Consider the following 16887-nt stretch of genomic DNA (forward strand, 5'->3'; position numbering starts at 1 on the left):
CTCAATCCTTCCTGTCGTTCCTGACCTCCGCAAGCCGATCGTAATCATCGGCATGCGGAGCGTTGTGGCGTTCCTCGTCCTTGTCTTCGCTGGCTTCGGGTTTCGTGCTCGTCTCCGGATGAGGTGCGTCTTCATTGACTGGAGCCTGATTATGTTTAGGCGGCGGTTGGTCGGAATGCTTCTTCTTCGTCATGGGATCGTCCTCTTTCCGGTAATTTCGTGCTCCTTGTGAACGCATTGGCGCTCCAGCGTGTTCCATTGCGGAACTTCATGGAGGGAGAGCAATGCTTTCACTGTTACTGGACCTTTCCAATATTCTCGGCGGCTTCCTGCTCGCCATCGGGCTTCTCATCAAGATCCCCAATGTCGGCGATGACTTGGCCAAGGCGGCAGCGAAGCTCGCCCAGTTCGGCTGGGTGATCGGCATCGTCGCGCTCGTCACCGGCGGCTATTTCCTGATCGTGCATCTGACGACCGGACCGCACCTGTTCCATTTCGAGGTGGTCGCGATCATCACCGGTGTGCTGTTGCTGATGGATCGTGTCAGGGCCGGGCGGAACACCGAAGACCCGGTCGGGTCGGGAGCGAGCGCGTTCACCACGTTCGTCGCGATCTTTGGCGTCATCGCCATCATCGTCGGCTTCCAGGGGCTGTTCACGCCGAACTGACACGGGCGTTGATATCATGAAAAAGCCCGGCCTGAGCCGGGCTTTTTGCTATTTGTCATCAGACTTTTTCTTGTCCTTCTTGTCGCCTTCCGTCCCCTTGGGGTCGGCCTCGCCGGGCATGTAGCTGGGCGGGTCACTGGCGGGGAACGTTTCGTCCAGCGCTTCGTCGACATCGGTCTTTTTCTTATCTTCGGTGCTCATGATGGTACCTCCTTGTGAGATACAAACAGCCTGGGGCGGGGCACCGTTCCAGTCACTTGTCTCTAGGAGGCGAGCAGTGACAGCAGCGTCTCGCTAAGGGCGTGGTCCCTGGTCGACGGGCCGCCGCGCTTTTCGATGGTCCAGTTCAGCGCACCGAGGATGATGCGGTGCACCTCTCGCAGGTCTGTGTGACCTGTCAGGGAACCGTGGCTGCGAGCGCGTTTCAGCGTGTCGAGCCAGATGCCGTCGAAATCGCGGCGGGTCTCGATGGTTTGCTCGCGGATATCCTCCGGCACCATGGAGAAACAGCGGATCGAGGCGCGGGTGTAGGCCTTGTGCGCCGAGAGAGCCGACAGATGGGCGTCAATCGCCGCCTTGAGGACCGTGCGCCCTTCGGCATCCGGGGGAAGGGCATCAACGGCACGCGAGACCGCGTCCGAGACATATTCGACGCCTTCGTTCAGTATTTCGACAGTGATCTGTTCCTTGGAGGCAAAATGGTAATAGATCGAGCCGGCCTTCAGCCCCGCCACATCGGCGATACCGCGCAGCGTTGTCGCCTGATAGCCGTTCTCGGCCAGCGACAGGGCGGCGGCATCTAGAATGCGCCGGCGCATTTCCGCGCCGGGCGATTTTTTCTCGGGGATTGAGGAGGCGTCGGGCACTGAAGATTACAGCCGCTTGGCGACTTCCTCCAGCATGACCTCGGTCGCGCCGCCGCCGATGGACTGGACGCGGACGTCGCGATACATGCGGTTGATCGGCGTCTCCTCGATATAGCCGGAGCCGCCGTGGAATTGCAGGCAGTCATAGAGCACTTCATTGACGAGCTCGCCGCAATAGGCCTTCAGCATGCTGACCTCCTTCCCGCAGTCCATGCCCTGTGAATCCATCCACGCGGCGCGGTAGACCAGCTGGCGGCCGGCCTCGACCTTCGCGGCCTGCATGGCAAGGCGCTGGCGGATCGCCTGCTTGTCCCACAATACGCCGCCGAAAGCCTTGCGGCCCTTGACCCAATCGAGGGTCAGCTCGATCGCGGCCTGGGCCTCGCCCATGCACATGGCGCCGATGACGATACGCTCGTTCTGCAGGTTCTTCATGGCGGCATAGAAACCGCGGCCCGGCTCGCCGATGACGTTCTCGTCCGGGACGAAGCAGTCCTCGAAGACCAGCTCCGCCGTATCGGAACAGCGCCAGCCCATCTTGTCGAGTTTCTGGGCGACCTTGAAGCCTTCCATGCCCTTTTCGACGATGAACATGGTCGCGGCGCGGGAGGCCTTCTCTTCCTTGTCGCCGGTGCGAACGAGGGCGCAGACGAAGTCGCCATAGACGCCATTGGTGATGAAGAGCTTCGAGCCGTTGAGGATCCAGCCGCCATCAGCTTTCTTGGCCGTCGTGCGGATGCCCTGCAGGTCGGAGCCTGCGCCCGGCTCGGTCAGGCCGATGGCGCCGATCTTGGTCCCGGCGATGACCTCCGGCAGGAAGCGCTGTTTCTGTTCGTCATTGCCGGCATTGTTGATGTGCACCGACGACATGTCGGTATGGACGAGGGGGGTGATGGCAAAGCCGCCGAAGGTCGACTTGCCCAGTTCCTCGGCGAAGATCGCCGTCGCGATGGTGTCGAGGCCGGAGCCGCCATATTCTTCCGGAAAGTGGATGCCGAAGAAGCCATTGTCGCCCATCTTCTTCAGGACCTCGCGGGGGATCTTGCCCTCGACTTCCCATTTGTCGGCATGGGGTTTTACCTCCTCGCGCACGAAGCGCGCGACCTGGTCGCGCAGCATTTCGTGTTCCAGCTTGAAGTAAGGGCTGGAGGTCTGGTCTTCTGATGGGGTCATGCCGTCTGCCATGGGAGTGTTTCCTTCCAAATGCTGTTGGGCGATGAAGGGCCCCGCGCACTTTTTCTGCTGATCTTGCTTGCCAACCTAACAAATGTTAGGCAGGTTGGCAAGAACGACAAGCGGCCCACTTTGATGGGTGCGACAACAGGGAGCGATGAATGCCGGTTCTGGACAGTGCGGTGATGCCCGCAAGCCCCGATTTCGAGAAGAAGCGCGCCGCGTTCGACAAGGCGCTGGCGACATTCCGCGAGCGGCTGGCGACAATCGCCGAGGGCGGCGGGGAGAAAGCGCGGGAGCGTCACCTGTCGCGCGACAAGATTTTGGCTCGGGACCGGATCGACCTGCTGCTCGATCCGGGCGCAGCGTTCCTCGAGCTGTCCCCGCTCGCCGCATACGGCCTGTACGAGAACCAGGTACCGTCGGCGGCGATCATCACCGGTGTGGGTGTCGTCGAAGGCGTGCCCTGCATGATTATCGCCAATGACCCGACGGTGAAGGGCGGCACGTTCTATTCCGAGACGGTCAAGAAGCATTACCGCGCGCAGGAAATCGCCGATGCGCTGCGCCTGCCGGTGATCTATCTCGTCGATTGCGGCGGGGCGAACCTCTCCCAGCAGGACCTCGTCTTTCCGGACAAGGAGCATTTCGGCGGCACGTTCTGGCAGCAGTCGCGCATGTCGGCCAAGGGCATTCCACAGCTGTCTGTCGTGTTCGGCCCGGCGACGGCGGGCGGGGCCTATATCCCGGCGCTGTCGGACGAGGTGGTGATGGTGAAGGGCCATGGCCACATCTTCCTCGGTGGCCCGCCGCTGGTGAAGGCTGCCACCAAAGAGGAGGTCGATGCAGACAGCCTGGGCGGGGCGGAGCTCCACACCTTCGAGACCGGCGTATCCGACCATATTGCCTATGACGAGCGCGAGGCGCTGGGCAAGATGCGCGATATCGTCAGTGCCCTGAACTCGCAGAAGAAACTGGTGACACATGAGGCCCGTCCGCCGCGCCTCGACATGAACGAGATTGCCGGGATCATCGGCGACGACCTGAAAGTGCCGTTCGACATCAAGGAGGTGATCGGCCGTCTTGTCGATGACAGCGGCTTCCAGGAGTTCAAGCCGGATTATGGCTCTTCGCTCGTTTGCGGTTTTGCGAAATTGCATGGCCACCCGGTCGCGATCCTCGCCAATAATGGCGTGTTGTTCGCCGACAGCGCCGTGAAGGGGGCTCACTTCATCGAGCTTGCTGACCAGCGGCAGATACCCCTGCTGTTCTTGCAGAACATCACCGGCTTCATGATCGGGCTTGAGTCCGAGCGGGCCGGCATCGCCAAGCACTCGTCGAAGCTGGTCTACGCCGTCTCCAACGCCCGCGTGCCGAAGCTGACGGTTGTCGTCGGCGGCTCTTACGGGGCCGGCAATTACGGCATGTGCGGACGGGGCTTCCGGCCCGACTTCCTGTTTACCTGGCCGAACTCCCGCACCGCGGTGATGGGCGGCGAGACCGCAGCAGGCGTGCTGACCGACCTGCAGCGCGGGCGCGTCTCCGACGAGAAACTGAAAGAAATCGAGCAGGGCATTCTCGACCAGTTCGAGGAACAGTCCTCGCCCTATTACTCGACTGCGCGATTGTGGGATGACGGCATTATCGAGCCGGGCCAGACCCGCGATGTGCTCGGCTTCTGCCTCGGCCTCGTCGCTGACTTTGAAAAAGATACCGGCAAGCGTCCGGTCTATCGGATGTGAGGAGAGAGCAATGATAAAATCCGTCCTCATCGCAAATCGTGGCGAGATCGCCTGCCGCATCATCCATACCTGCCGGTCCATGGGCCTGCGCACCGTCGCCGTCTATTCCGATGCCGACCGCGGCGCGTTGCATGTTCAGTTGGCGGACGAAGCGGTGCATATCGGCCCGTCTCAGCCCTCAGAGAGCTATCTGAAGATCGAGAATATCATCCGTGCGGTGGAGATTTCCGGTGCCGATGCCGTCCATCCTGGCTATGGTTTCCTGTCGGAGAACACGAAATTCGCCAAGGCACTGGCCGATGCGGGCATCACTTTCATCGGGCCGAACGACGAAGCGATCCGCCAGATGGGCGACAAGATCGAATCGAAGCGGATCGCCGAGAAGGCGGGTGTGCCGGGCGTGCCGGGCTATAATGGCGATGACCAGTCTGACGCGACGCTGATCGCGGAAGCCGAGAAGATCGGTTTCCCGCTGATGGTCAAGGCATCCGCCGGGGGCGGTGGCAAGGGCATGCGCCGGGTGTTCGAGCGTTCGGAGCTGGAAAGCGCCATCGACATGGCCCGCAAGGAGGCAAAGTCATCCTTCGGTGATGACCGGCTGTTGATCGAGAAACTGATCACCCGTCCACGTCACCTGGAAGTGCAGATTGCCGCCGACAAGCATGGCAATATCATCCATCTGTTCGAGCGCGACTGCTCGGTCCAGCGCAATAACCAGAAAGTGCTGGAGGAGGCACCCGCGCCGAACCTGCCTGATGCTGTGCGCGAGAAACTGTTCGAGCGGGCGATCTCTCTGGCCAAGAACATCGGCTATGACAGTCTCGGCACGGTCGAGTTCATCATGGATGCGGGCGATGACGAGCCGTCCTTCCTGGAGATGAACACGCGGCTGCAGGTCGAACATCCAGTGACGGAATATATCACCGGGCTGGACCTTGTCGAGTTGCAGATCCGCATCGCAGCGGGTGAGGAGCTGCCCTACGAGCAGCACGAGATTTATCCGCGCGGCCACGCTATCGAGGCACGGGTGACGGCGGAAAAACCGGCCCAGAACTTCCTGCCGGATATCGGCAAGGTACACCTGATCCACTGGCCGACGGATATCCGCATCGATACGGGCATCGAGGCCGGCAGCGAGATTTCGCAATATTATGACTCGATGGTCGCCAAGGTCATCGCCTATGGCTCCGAACGGCGCGAGGCGTGCGACCGGCTGGCGGCTGCGCTGGAGACGACTGCGGTGATCGGTGTGGAAACCAATACCGCCTTCCTGCGCGACTGCGTACTGGCGGAGGATTTCTACGAGGGCCGGGCGACGACGAGCTTCCTGCCCGAGACGTTCCCCGATGGCTGGCAACCGGATGCGTCCGCCGATCCCATCATGGCGATGCGGGCAGCGGCGATCTGGCAGGCGATCGAGGAACAAAGCCAGCCTTTCACCGGCTTCCGATTGCTCACCAATGCGGGCAACCCGGCGCGGTCCTTTGCGATGGTCGAGCCCGATGGCGGCGAGGCGGTTGAGATGATCGTCAGCCGGTCCTCTGCAGACGGGGGCGGTACGAGGTACACTGTTTCCGATGGCGGCGAGACCCATGAAGTCGGTGTAAAGCTGGAAGGCTCCATGGCAATGATGTTCGGCGAGGGCTATCGCACGGCGGTCTCGTTCTTCAAGAAAGATGAGACTTTGTTTATCGGCGCAAAGGGCCGGGTGCGGAAATTCACCATACTGCCGTCTGCCGAGTTCGCCCGAGCGAGGCTTGCCGCGGGCGGCTCCGGCGATGTCGTTTCCGACATGCCGGGAGCCGTTTCGGAAGTGCTGGTCGAGGCCGGTCAGCAGATTGTGGCTGGTCAGCCCGTACTCGTTCTGGAGTCCATGAAGCTGCTTATTACGCTTAACGCATCGGTTTCAGGCACAGTTGAAACGGTCGCCGTAAAACCGGGAGATATCGTGAAGGCGGGGGCTGTCCTGGTGGGCATCACGCCGGGGGAAGAGGGTTAATTATTCTCTCCCGCGCAACTATTAGTAACTATAAGTGCTTTAAATCATTATGAGTTTCTTCAGCATTTACCGCTAACAATCCTCGCGTTGAGGATTGACTGATATGCTGAATTTATTGACCTGCATCACGCAGGAGCATGACTGGCGCTTTGTCATCGGGGCGGCGCTGATCTGTCTAATCGCGAGTTTGACGACGATAAGTCTCTTGCAGCGGACCCATGACAGGACCGGCAGTGGACGCATGCGCTGGCTACTGATGACAGGATTTGTCAGTGCTGCCGGCATATGGTCCACGCACTTTGTCGCAATGCTGGCCTATTCAGCTGTCATTGAAAACGGCCTCAGCCTGTCCCTGACCATCCTGTCATTCGTCATCGCGGTGGTGATGAACATCGCGGCATTTTCCGCAAAGGTATATCTGAAGCACAAGCTGCGCTATGTATTCGCGGGTATAATCCTTGGGCTGAGCATCTCCGCCATGCACTATACGGGCATGGCAGCTTATGGCGCAGGCGCCATGCTGAGGTTCGACATGATATATGTTGTTGCCTCCATCATACTTGGCTGCGCCTTCTGCATCGGCAGCTTCCGCCTTGTTCGCCATGCAATCTCGTCGGCAAGGCTTGTGGCGGCAGCCCTCGTATTGGTCCTCGCGATCGTGTCCATGCACTTTACGGGCATGACGGCGCTGACCGTGATTCCAATACCGAACGAAAACGCGCAAGCCTGGCTGAGCCGTGATGTGCTGGCCGTCAGTGTCTTCTTCACTTCTGCAGGTCTTGTCATTCTGGCACTCGTCGCCGCGATGTTCGACCAACGCCTCTCGCGCCAACAGATGGAAGAGACGGAACGCCTGCGCACGCTCAACGCCGAATTGCTTGCGGCCAAGGAAATCGCCGAAGCATCCAGCCGGGCGAAGTCAGACTTTCTCGCAAACATGAGCCATGAAATCCGTACACCCATGAATGGGGTTATCGGCATGACGACGCTGCTGCTGGAAACGGAGCTGAATGACCGCCAGAAGGAACTGGCCAAGATCATTTCCAGTTCCGGTACGTCGCTGATGGCAATCATCAACGACATTCTGGACTTCTCCAAGCTGGAAGCAGGCAAGTTCACGATACACCCTGAACCGTTCAACCTGCGCCGCACGGTCGAGGATGTCTCCTCGCTGCTGGGCAGCAAGGCAGCGGCCAAGGATATCGAGATTGCCGTCGATTACGATATCGACCTTCCGGAAGGGTTTGTGGGCGATGCCAGCCGCATCCGCCAGGTGCTGACCAATCTTGCCGGCAATGCAGTAAAATTCACCGATGCCGGGCAGATCCTGATCAGCGTTACCGGCGCAGTATCTGGCGCAAAGGCCGATCTGCGGTTTTCCGTGAAGGATACTGGCATTGGTATCGCGCAGGACAAGATCCAGACGATCTTCGAGAAATTCTCACAAGCCGATACGTCTTCCACCCGCCGCCATGAGGGCACGGGACTGGGGCTGACCATAAGCAAGTCCCTTGTCGAGATCATGGGCGGGGAAATATCTGCCACGTCTGAAGTAGGAAAGGGGTCGGTCTTTACCTTCACCCTGTCGCTGCCCGTGGATGAAACGGTCGAAAAGGCCGGACCGCAACGCGACATCGACCTGAGCGAAGTGCGCCTGCTACTGGTCGATGATAACCCCGTCAACCGCAAGATCATTGCAGGGCAAGTCAGCCTGTGGGGCATGCAGCACGAATGCGTCGACAGCTCCGCTGAGGCGATGGCCCGTCTCGAAGAAGCTGAACGGACCGGCAAGCGATTTGATCTGATGGTCACTGACTACCTGATGCCGGATACGGATGGTCTCGGCCTTGTTCGCCAGCTACGGGCCGATGACAGGTTCAAGAATCTGCCGATCATCATGTTGTCGTCTGTCGATGACCGTTCGAAGCTGGAAAAGGCTAACGGCGCACATGTGGATGGCTGGATCACCAAGCCGGCCCGCACATCCCAGATCATGGATATGATCGTTGGCATCCTGTTCAACGGCAGGGTTGAAACGTCCCCTGACCAGACGGCAGAGATCAGCCCGCTGCTGAAGCCGGATGTGCAGGCCAAGCCTGAAATCACCGGTTCCATGCGGGTGCTGATGGCGGAAGACAATGTCGTCAACCAGCTCGTCGTCCAGAACTTCCTGGCTGATATGCCGATAGAGCTCATTATCGCTGGTGATGGCGAGCAGGCAGTGCTGATCTATGAAACCGATCCGGGCGCGATTGACCTGGTACTGATGGATATCTCCATGCCAGTCATGAATGGCCACATGGCATCCGAACGCATCCGCCAGATCGAAGCCGAGCAGGGACTGCAGCCTGTACCGATTGTCGCGCTGACGGCCAATGTGCGTCAGGAAGACAAGGAAGCAGCCTTTGCTGCCGGAATGGATGATTTCCTGACCAAGCCGATCAAGAAGGACGTGCTGGGTGAGACGATCATGACCTGGGGACAGGCGAGCCGTCGCCAGCCTGTACGGATGGTGCGGTCAGCGTGAGCGGATCAGAACCGTTCGAGCAACCGTTCCAGATAATCGATTTCTTCCTCGGTCCGTCCGGGCTCTGACAGTTTCCTGCGCAGTTCCAAAATGAGCTCGCGGGCCCGTTCCGGGTCCGACAGGTCAGGAATGCCGATATCGGTCGACGGGGCAGGGGCACCATAGGGCCGCCCGAGCGGATCGACCTGGGCCTGTGCGCCATTGCGTCCGCCACGGGTGCTCTGGCCGTCCTCGCCTTCCTCATCGCCCTGCTGGGCCTGCATGATCTGGTCGGAGATACCATCGGCCCCCTCGCGCAGGGCATCGAGCGCATCCTGCTGGAAGGCACCTGCAGCGCCCAGATTTCCACTCTCCAGCGCTTCAGCAGCCTCTGCCATGCGCTCGCGTGCCTCGCGGAAGGAGCGGGCGATGTCTTCGCCAGTCCCGTTCCCGCTTTCGGCGGTGGCATTGTCCAGATCCTCGAGCAAGTCATCGACGGCGCTGCCAAGTTCTTCCTGCTGCTGCTGCAACTGGGCGGCTGACTGTGCACCGCTGCCCGTGCCTTCCGGATCGAATTGCTGGCGCTGGGCCTCGAAGGTCTCGTCGGCAAGGTCGCGCTGGCGACCAATCAGGTCGCCGGTGCGCTGGGCCGTTTCGCCGCCCGCACCCTGCTGGCCGCCTTCGCCGGACCCGTCGCCCTGTTGCTGGCCACCTGCCTGCTGCTGGCCGGACTGGGAGCCACTGCCGCCTTGCGTGATCTGCAGGTTCTGCAGCATCTGTTCCAGCTCGGATAGGAGCTGGCGGGCGGCATTGTTGGCGCCGCTGTCCGACAGCTCGTTGATCGAGTTGAGAATATCGTCGAGGTCGCGGGCTTCCAGCTCCTGCGACTCGCCCTGACGGCTGGCCATGGACTGACCGGACTCTGCGAGCGCCTGGATATAGTTCTGCATGGCGGTGCGCAGGTTCTCGACCAGCCGCTGGATTTCAGACTGGCTGGCGCCTCGCTCCAGCGCTTCGCGCAGGGCCTGCTGGGCGGCGGCCAGCGCCCGACGGGCAAGCTCGAGCGCCTGGTCTTCGAGTTGCAGGGCCAGTGGCCAGAACTCTTCGATCAGGTCACTGACATTCTCGCCGCGGCCATTGATGACGCCCCAATAGGCGGCGCGAAGCAGAAGGTATTCTGTCGGGCGATCAAAGAACCGGTCGGGCGCGAAAGTCAGAGCGTCGAGGCTGCGGCTCGTCTGCGTCCAGCTGTCCGGCGCAACGGCGAGGTTGCGGCGCTCATGGATGATGGCGCGGGCGAGGGGGTTGTAGAAATCGCGTTCGGGAAGCGTGACGCTGACCGTTTCCGTTGTAGCTTCCTGCCCGGCGCCGTCCTTGCCCAGTATACGGATATTCACATCGAGCCCGGCCCAGGGGTGGTCTGTAAGGGTCAGTTCGGCCGAGCGCACGCCATAGGCCCCGGTCAGGCCGGAGACGGGGACGATCTCTTCGTCAGTAGCGCGGTCGGCGGTAATCGCCGGCGTGTCGAGCGGGCGGTCCTGATCGGGATCGAGGCTCATGACCGCGAAACTCTCGGTGATGCCATAGTCATCGTCGAGTTCGACGACCAGCCGCACGCGGCCTTCCTCGGTCGCCAACGGGTCTTCGGCAAAGTTGATTTTCGGCGTCTGGTCGGGGGCGACGACAACCGGCCAGCTTGCCTTGCGGCCATTGACGGTCAGGGTGATGGCGGCGTTCTCGCTGAGGCTGGCCTCGCCGGTCAGGGTTGTTTCGCTGCGGGACAGGTCGGTGCTGGCGCGGCCGATATTGTCCGTTTCCACAATGAGCCGAGCCCTGCCCGGGCCGCGGCGGTCAGCACCGTTGATGCGGGCATGGAGGGTAGAGCCCTGCGGCACGGCAATGCCCGGCTGGCTGCCTTCGGGATTGGCCTTGGACTGGACAAGGATGACCGGCGCGCGCCCGGTATAGGCTGGCGGGTCGATCCACAGATCGACGGTCGCGGGGATCGAACCTGCAGGGCGTGGGGAGACCGCGTTCCAGAAGCGGGGGGTGAAATCGCCCCAGGCGATGAATGTGCCGACGACGAGCAGCAGCAGGGCGCCATAGCGCAGATTCCACGGGTCGAGCCGGTCTGCCGTGGCCTTTGCCTTGTCGAGCCGGGCCTTGCTGGAAAGCTGCTCCATCCGGGACAGGTGCGCGCGCCACAGGGGGCTGTCTTCATCGGTCTGGCTGAACGGCCTGTCCTCACGGGCGCGCAGGGCGGCGTGGGGGATCTTTCCATCCTTTTCCAGCCGGTCCAGCGCCTCACCCCGGCGGGGCCATTCAAGGTCCTTCAAGTCGCGGATCAGAAGGAATGCGCCGATACCTACAAGTGCCGCCAGAACGGCGTAATGGGCGATCCACGGCAGGAACTGCCACAGCTCGAACAGTGTCAGCAAAAGGAACAGGGCAACCATGCCAAGCGCCGGCAGCAGCGCCGGCCACAGCTTTTCGAGAAACAGGGTCAGCTGCGCCCTGTAAATCCGGGCCTCTGCAACCCGTTCCTGCCGTGTTATCCTTGACTTGATCATGGTCATCGATCCTAGCGTCTACCGGCCCCCGGGTCGATTATCTTATCGGTCAGATTCGTATGGTTTTTCAGGCAATTAGGCACATAGTGGAAAAGATCGTGTGGCGTGCGGCACGATCCGGCCCGGCTCTTGCAGTCCTTAACCCCCGTAAACCTTTTGTTAACAATACGAACGAGCGGGGTTCGATCTGATGACTGCAGCAACAAGAACAAGGAAAACCGTCTGGCAGCGCTGGAAAAGGATCGCCCACCACGCCCGCGACGCCCGGAACGATCGCAGATTGTTCATTGCTTCGGCCATCATCGCCATTCTCTACAACGTTATTGGCGCACTCGACGTGATGTCGACGCTGGCCGGGCTGCAGATGCAGGCCGGCACGGAAGCGAACCCGTTCCTGCGCGTGTTGATGGAGTCTCTCGACAATGGCTGGGTGCTGGCCAAGCTGAGCCTGCAGCTGATCGCGTCTGCCATGATCCTGTGGTTTCCGCACCGGCTGGTGCTGGGCATGTTCTCGGTCGCCGTGCTGTTGACCGCGATCACCGTGTGGAACAATTTCCACGTGATAGGCGTGCTTTAGTCTTCTGCCTGTTCCGGGGAGGGGGCAGGCCGGTTCCAGTAGATGAAATTGGGACTGCCTGAATTGGCGATGAGGATTTCGGGATACTCATCGCCAGTAATGTCGACAGCCTTGATGTCATAGGTGTCGCCTCCATCTCCGTCGATGGTGATGATTTCGAAGCCATCCTCCCGGTTCAGATAGAGGCTGTTCTTCCCTTCATTACCGAAGATTGCGTCCGGGCGACCGTCCTGGTCCATATCGGCGATGGCGACGGCTGCCGAGGCTTCATCCTCCGGGCCGATAGCTTCAGATCTGTCAAAGCTGCCACCCTCATTCCAGAAAATCCGGTTTGGGCCGGTGAGCACGGCGGCGACGAGATCCATGTCGCCATCGCTGTCCATGTCCGCTGCGGCGACGGCTCGGGACTGCTGGTCCTCTGCGCCGAGCATAATGGCGTCGGCAAAACCACCACCCTGATTGAGGAGGACGGCGAGAGTCGCGCCGCCGCGGATGGTGAAAATGATATCGTCGAGATCATCGGCGTTCAGGTCGGCAACCTCGACCCCGACGGCATCGCCTTCGAAGATCACTTCAGTCTGCGGATTATCGAGCAGGGGCCCGTAGGCGATGAAGCTGCCGTCGCCCCTGTCTGTCAGTACAGCGTCGATGATGCCATCGCCGTTGAAGTCACCCGTGGCGATGTCGCGGGCAGAACCCGGCTCGCCGAATTCGACCGTCTGGCCCAGGTCACCAGTGCCGTCATTGAGATAGACGGCAGGGGAGAGGAGATCGCGGGCGATGACGAGGTCGATGTCGCCATCGCCGTCAACATCAGCCGGGCTGGCGCCATAGCCGGTCGTGCGCATAGCGCCAGCATCGGCGGCAGCGGGGAAGCGGCCCGCGCCATTGTTGAACATCACGACGTCTTGCCCCGGCCAGTGGCGGCCATTGATCACCGCCATGTCGGTGTCGCCGTCACCGTCGAAATCGGCCATGCCGAGACCGGCGGTCAGCTCGTCCTCTCCGCCGAAGATGAGAAAGTAGTCTTCGGTCATGAGGATGCGGGCTTCACCCACGGGTGTGGTGAATTGCTCCGCAGACGCCAGTGACGGGATGAGCGCCACTGCGATGGCCATGAGAGAAACGGTGCGATGCATGGGCATACTCCTCTTTCCCGAACTCTGGGGGAAGTGTCGCCGGAAGACCAGCTCTTACACCCAGTCCGGAACCGTTTCGCGGGCGATCATCTCGTCATAGGTCGGGCGGCGGCGAATCACGGCGTGCTTGCCGCCATCGACCAGTATTTCCGGCACCAACGGACGAGTGTTGTATTCATTGCCCTGCACGGCGCCATAGGCACCGGCGGTGAGGAAGGCGACGAGGTCGCCCGGTTTCAGCGGCGGCATCTCGCGATTGCGGGCAAAGCGGTCCGTCGACTCGCAGACCGGGCCGACAATGTCGATAAGCTTCGTGCCAGCACCTTCGGCGGGTTCGGTGATCGGGATGATATCGTGCCAGGCATCATAAAGGGCCGGGCGGATCAGGTCGTTCATGCCGCAATCGAGAATCGCGAAATGTCGGCCCTCGTTTTCCTTCAGATAGGTGACGCGCGCGACCATGATGCCGGCATTGCCGGCGATCATGCGGCCCGGCTCGAAGATCAGCTGGACGTCGAGATGGCTCGCGGTTTCCTGGATCACCTTGGCATAGTCGAGCGGGTGGGGCGGGGCGGGCGTGCCGTCCTGATGGTGATAGGGCACGCCGAGGCCGCCACCGAGATCAAGACGGCGGATATCATGGCCCTGATCACGCAGTGTGCTGACGAGCGCAGCAACTTTGGAGAAGGCCGCGCCGAAGGGGGCAAGGTCGGTGATCTGCGAGCCGATATGGACATCAACGCCAGACACATCGATGCCATCCATCTTCGCGGCCCTGGCATAGACATCCGCTGCGATCGACCAGGAGATGCCGAACTTGTCGGTCTTGCGGCCGGTGGAAATCTTGTCATGGGTGCCGGCGGCAACGTCCGGGTTCACCCGCAGGGCGATGGGCGCCTTCACGTTCATCGACCGGGCGACCTCGTCCAGTGCGATGAGTTCAGCCTCGGATTCCACGTTGAACTGGCAGATCCCGGCCTTTAGCGCATCGGCCATTTCCGCGCGGGTCTTGCCGACGCCTGAAAAGACGATCTTCTCGCCCGGAATACCGGCCTTCAGGGCACGGAACAGCTCGCCGCCGGAGACAACGTCTGCGCCTGCGCCCTGCCTTGCCAGCAGGGAGAGGACGGCGATGTTGGATAGCGACTTGACCGAAAAGGCGACCAGCGTGTCCTGACTGTTGAAGGCATCGGCAAAGACCGAATAGTGCCGGCGCAGCGTGGCTGCGGAATAGCAATAGAACGGCGTGCCGACCTCTCCGGCGAGGTGGTCGAGCGGAATGTCTTCGGCGTGGAGGACGCCGTCGCGATATTCAAAATGATGCATGAGCGAGCCTTATTCGCTTTGGTCCTGCATTTCGCCCGGGCGCGGCGGCGTGTCGAGATCCGGTTTCTTGCCGCAGGCGGCGATCAGCAGGCAGGCGGTCAGGATAACAAGAAGCTGTTTCATGATGCGGGTCCTTTCATCAGCTCTTTCCAGCGGGCGATCTGTGCCCGGACATTGTCAGGGGCCGTACCGCCATAGGAGGTGCGCGAGGCGACGGAATGATCGACGGTCAACACGGAGAAGACATCGTCGGTGATTGCATCGTGCACGGATTTCATGTCGTCGAGCGACAGGTCGGCAAGGTCGCAGGACTTTTTCTCGGCCATGGCGACGAGGGCGCCGGTGACATGGTGGGCATCGCGGAAGGGCAGGTTCAACTCCCGCACCAACCAGTCGGCAAGGTCGGTCGCTGTCGAAAAGCCGTGACCGGCGGCAGCGCGCATGCGGGCTTCATTCACGCTCATGCCGCTGATCATGCCTTCCATGGCGCGCAGGCACAGCTCCAGCGCATCGAATGCATCGAAGGTCTGTTCCTTGTCTTCCTGCATGTCCTTGGAATAGGCGAGCGGCAGGCCCTTGAGCATGATCATCAGCCCGTTGAGATCGCCGATGATGCGGGCGACCTTGGCACGGCACAGCTCCGCCGCATCGGGATTGCGCTTTTGCGGCATGATGGACGAACCGGTGGAGTAGTCGTCCGGCAGGCGGATGAAATTGAACTGGGCCGAGCACCAGATAACGATTTCCTCGGCGAGGCGGGAAATATGCATGGCGCTGATCGCGGCGGCGGAGACGGCTTCCACGGCGAAGTCGCGGGCCGAAACCGTGTCGAGGGAGTTCGCGGTCGGGCGGTCGAAGGCGAGCGCCGCGGCGGTTGCGTCCCGGTCGATGGGGAAGGAGGTGCCGGCGAGTGCCGCCGTGCCGAGCGGACATTCATTCATGCGGTTGACGGCATCGGTGAAGCGCTGCCGGTCGCGGGCGAACATCTCGACATAGGCCATGCAATGATGGCCAAAGGTGACGGGCTGGGCCGTCTGCAGGTGGGTGAAGCCGGGCATCACCGTTGAAGCGTGCTTTTCGGCCTGGCCGAGCAGCGCCTTTTGCAGGTCGGTGAGCAGCGCATCCATGCGCAGGCAGGCGGTGCGCACCCACAGGCGAAAATCGGTCGCGACCTGATCGTTGCGCGAGCGCGCGGTGTGCAGGCGCCCGGCAGGCTCGCCGATGATTTCCTTCAGGCGCGCCTCGACATTCATGTGGATGTCTTCCAGCGCGGCGGAGAAGGGGAACGACCCGTCCTCGATTTCGGCGGCGACCTGTTCCAGCCCGCCTTCGATGGCTTTCAGGTCATCGGTTGAAATGATCCCCTGCGCGGCGAGCATGCGGGCATGGGCGCGCGAGCCCATGATATCCTCGCGCCACAGGCGGCGGTCGACATCGATGGAGGCGTTGATCGCTTCCATGATTGCGGAGGGGCCTGCGGCGAAGCGCCCGCCCCACATCTGGTTTCCGGTCTTTTTCTCGTTCATGGCGTCCTATATAGCGAAATGACAGCGCCATGATAGAGCCTTCTCGGGGTGAAATGGCATAATGGGTCAGGAAATGCCGGAATCTGAAAACAAACAGCCAAGCGCCTTCTCGAAATATCTCCAGCCACGCTTTCTGTTGCTGGTCTGGATGGGTCTCGGGGCTGTATTTCTCGCCTTCATCTCGATCAGCGCGATGATTCCGTCCGATGCGCCGCGTCCGGGCACAGTGCCGGTCGGCAGCCACCGGGTCGGCGGCGAGATGGCGGATTTCACCCCGGCTTTTCCGCCACGAAAGGCGCCGCAGGTAGCGTTTACCGGGCCCGAGGGGCAGGTGAGCCTTGCCGATTTTCGCGGACAGGTCGTGCTGGTCAATTTGTGGGCGACCTGGTGCGCGCCATGCCTTGAGGAAATGCCATCGCTGAACGCCCTGCAGAAGAAGATGGGCGGGGACGATTTCCAGGTGGTAGCGATTGCCGCAGAACCGCGGGCCGAGGAAAAGGCGCTGCGCTTCTTCGATGAGCACGGCATAGATACGCTGGCGCTTTATTCCGATCCGCTGCTGAGCTTCGCCACGACCATGGGCGGCTCGACCGCGCTGCCGGTCTCCGTTCTTTATGATGCGAAGGGCAATGAACTTGGACGCCTGGTCGGCGGCGCGGACTGGGCCAGCGACGATGCCGTCAACCTGATCAATGCCGCTATTGCGGGCAGGGAGATCAAGGGCTGAAGTGAACGGTTGATTGCCCGGGTTTACTGGACTTCCAGCCTGATTCACGCAACAAGTGTGGCTGAAGG

Annotated in this window: 14 protein-coding genes; 6 read left to right on the forward strand and 8 right to left on the reverse strand. The window is 61.3% G+C overall.

All coding sequences use genetic code 11. The features are described from left to right. Position 1: 1 nt before the first annotated feature. Entirely contained in the window at positions 2 to 193 is a 192-nt protein-coding gene (locus FF098_RS02365) for a hypothetical protein (RefSeq protein WP_155136837.1), read from the reverse strand. A gap of 91 nt (positions 194 to 284) precedes the next feature. On the opposite strand from FF098_RS02365, the gene FF098_RS02370 reads away from it, so the two are divergent. Beyond that, positions 285 to 668: a hypothetical protein gene (locus tag FF098_RS02370; protein ID WP_155136840.1), complete on the forward strand. Its 384-nt coding sequence runs from the start codon at positions 285 to 287 to the stop codon at positions 666 to 668. A gap of 48 nt (positions 669 to 716) precedes the next feature. On the opposite strand, the gene FF098_RS02375 is transcribed toward FF098_RS02370, so the two are convergent. From FF098_RS02375 to FF098_RS02385, 3 genes are all read right to left on the reverse strand, one after another. Then, the gene (locus FF098_RS02375; protein WP_155136843.1) at positions 717 to 869 is read right to left on the reverse strand and encodes a hypothetical protein; all 153 of its coding nucleotides are present in this window, start codon (positions 867 to 869) and stop codon (positions 717 to 719) included. A gap of 62 nt (positions 870 to 931) precedes the next feature. Next, on the reverse strand, positions 932 to 1534 hold the full coding sequence (locus FF098_RS02380) for a TetR/AcrR family transcriptional regulator (RefSeq protein ID WP_205967345.1): 603 nt from the start codon (positions 1532 to 1534) through the stop codon (positions 932 to 934). Between the two features lie 6 nt (positions 1535 to 1540). Continuing rightward, the gene (locus FF098_RS02385; protein ID WP_205967346.1) at positions 1541 to 2719 is read right to left on the reverse strand and encodes an acyl-CoA dehydrogenase family protein; all 1179 of its coding nucleotides are present in this window, start codon (positions 2717 to 2719) and stop codon (positions 1541 to 1543) included. Positions 2720 to 2868: 149 nt separating this feature from the next. Between FF098_RS02385 and FF098_RS02390 the strand changes: the two genes are divergently transcribed. From FF098_RS02390 to FF098_RS02400, 3 genes are all read left to right on the forward strand, one after another. Further along, entirely contained in the window at positions 2869 to 4449 is a 1581-nt protein-coding gene (locus tag FF098_RS02390; protein ID WP_155136849.1) for a carboxyl transferase domain-containing protein, read from the forward strand. Between the two features lie 10 nt (positions 4450 to 4459). After that, positions 4460 to 6448, forward strand: coding sequence for an ATP-binding protein (locus FF098_RS02395; RefSeq protein ID WP_155136852.1), 1989 nt, complete (start codon positions 4460 to 4462; stop codon positions 6446 to 6448). Positions 6449 to 6551: 103 nt separating this feature from the next. Further along, positions 6552 to 8975, forward strand: a complete 2424-nt coding sequence (locus FF098_RS02400; protein ID WP_155136855.1) for a response regulator — start codon at positions 6552 to 6554, stop codon at positions 8973 to 8975. 5 nt (positions 8976 to 8980) lie between these two features. Here FF098_RS02400 and FF098_RS02405 read toward each other — a convergent pair whose 3' ends face one another. Continuing rightward, complete coding sequence (locus tag FF098_RS02405) at positions 8981 to 11524, reverse strand: TIGR02302 family protein (protein ID WP_166426276.1); 2544 nt, start codon at positions 11522 to 11524, stop codon at positions 8981 to 8983. A 190-nt stretch (positions 11525 to 11714) separates the two neighbouring features. Here FF098_RS02405 and FF098_RS02410 point away from each other — a divergent pair, with 190 nt between their 5' ends. Continuing rightward, a complete protein-coding gene (locus tag FF098_RS02410; protein WP_155136860.1) occupies positions 11715 to 12101 on the forward strand; it encodes a DUF5658 family protein in 387 nt (128 codons plus the stop codon). Here the strand turns inward: FF098_RS02410 and FF098_RS02415 are convergent. The 3 genes from FF098_RS02415 to argH all read right to left on the reverse strand — a co-directional run bounded on the left by FF098_RS02415 (position 12098) and on the right by argH (position 16092). Further along, positions 12098 to 13240 (reverse strand): FG-GAP repeat domain-containing protein, encoded by a 1143-nt coding sequence (locus FF098_RS02415; protein WP_166426277.1) that lies wholly within the window; start codon positions 13238 to 13240, stop codon positions 12098 to 12100. The genes FF098_RS02410 and FF098_RS02415 overlap by 4 nt on opposite strands. Positions 13241 to 13294: 54 nt before the next feature. Next, on the reverse strand, positions 13295 to 14566 hold the full coding sequence (gene lysA, locus FF098_RS02420; RefSeq protein ID WP_155136864.1) for a diaminopimelate decarboxylase: 1272 nt from the start codon (positions 14564 to 14566) through the stop codon (positions 13295 to 13297). A 119-nt stretch (positions 14567 to 14685) separates the two neighbouring features. Then, entirely contained in the window at positions 14686 to 16092 is a 1407-nt protein-coding gene (gene argH / locus FF098_RS02425) for an argininosuccinate lyase (RefSeq protein WP_155136867.1), read from the reverse strand. Positions 16093 to 16165: 73 nt separating this feature from the next. Between argH and FF098_RS02430 the strand changes: the two genes are divergently transcribed. Beyond that, positions 16166 to 16819: a TlpA family protein disulfide reductase gene (locus FF098_RS02430; RefSeq protein WP_166426278.1), complete on the forward strand. Its 654-nt coding sequence runs from the start codon at positions 16166 to 16168 to the stop codon at positions 16817 to 16819. Positions 16820 to 16887 lie beyond the last annotated feature (68 nt).

The sequence above is a fragment of the Aquisalinus luteolus genome, assembly GCF_009712425.2.
Classification (GTDB): domain Bacteria; phylum Pseudomonadota; class Alphaproteobacteria; order Caulobacterales; family Parvularculaceae; genus Aquisalinus; species Aquisalinus luteolus.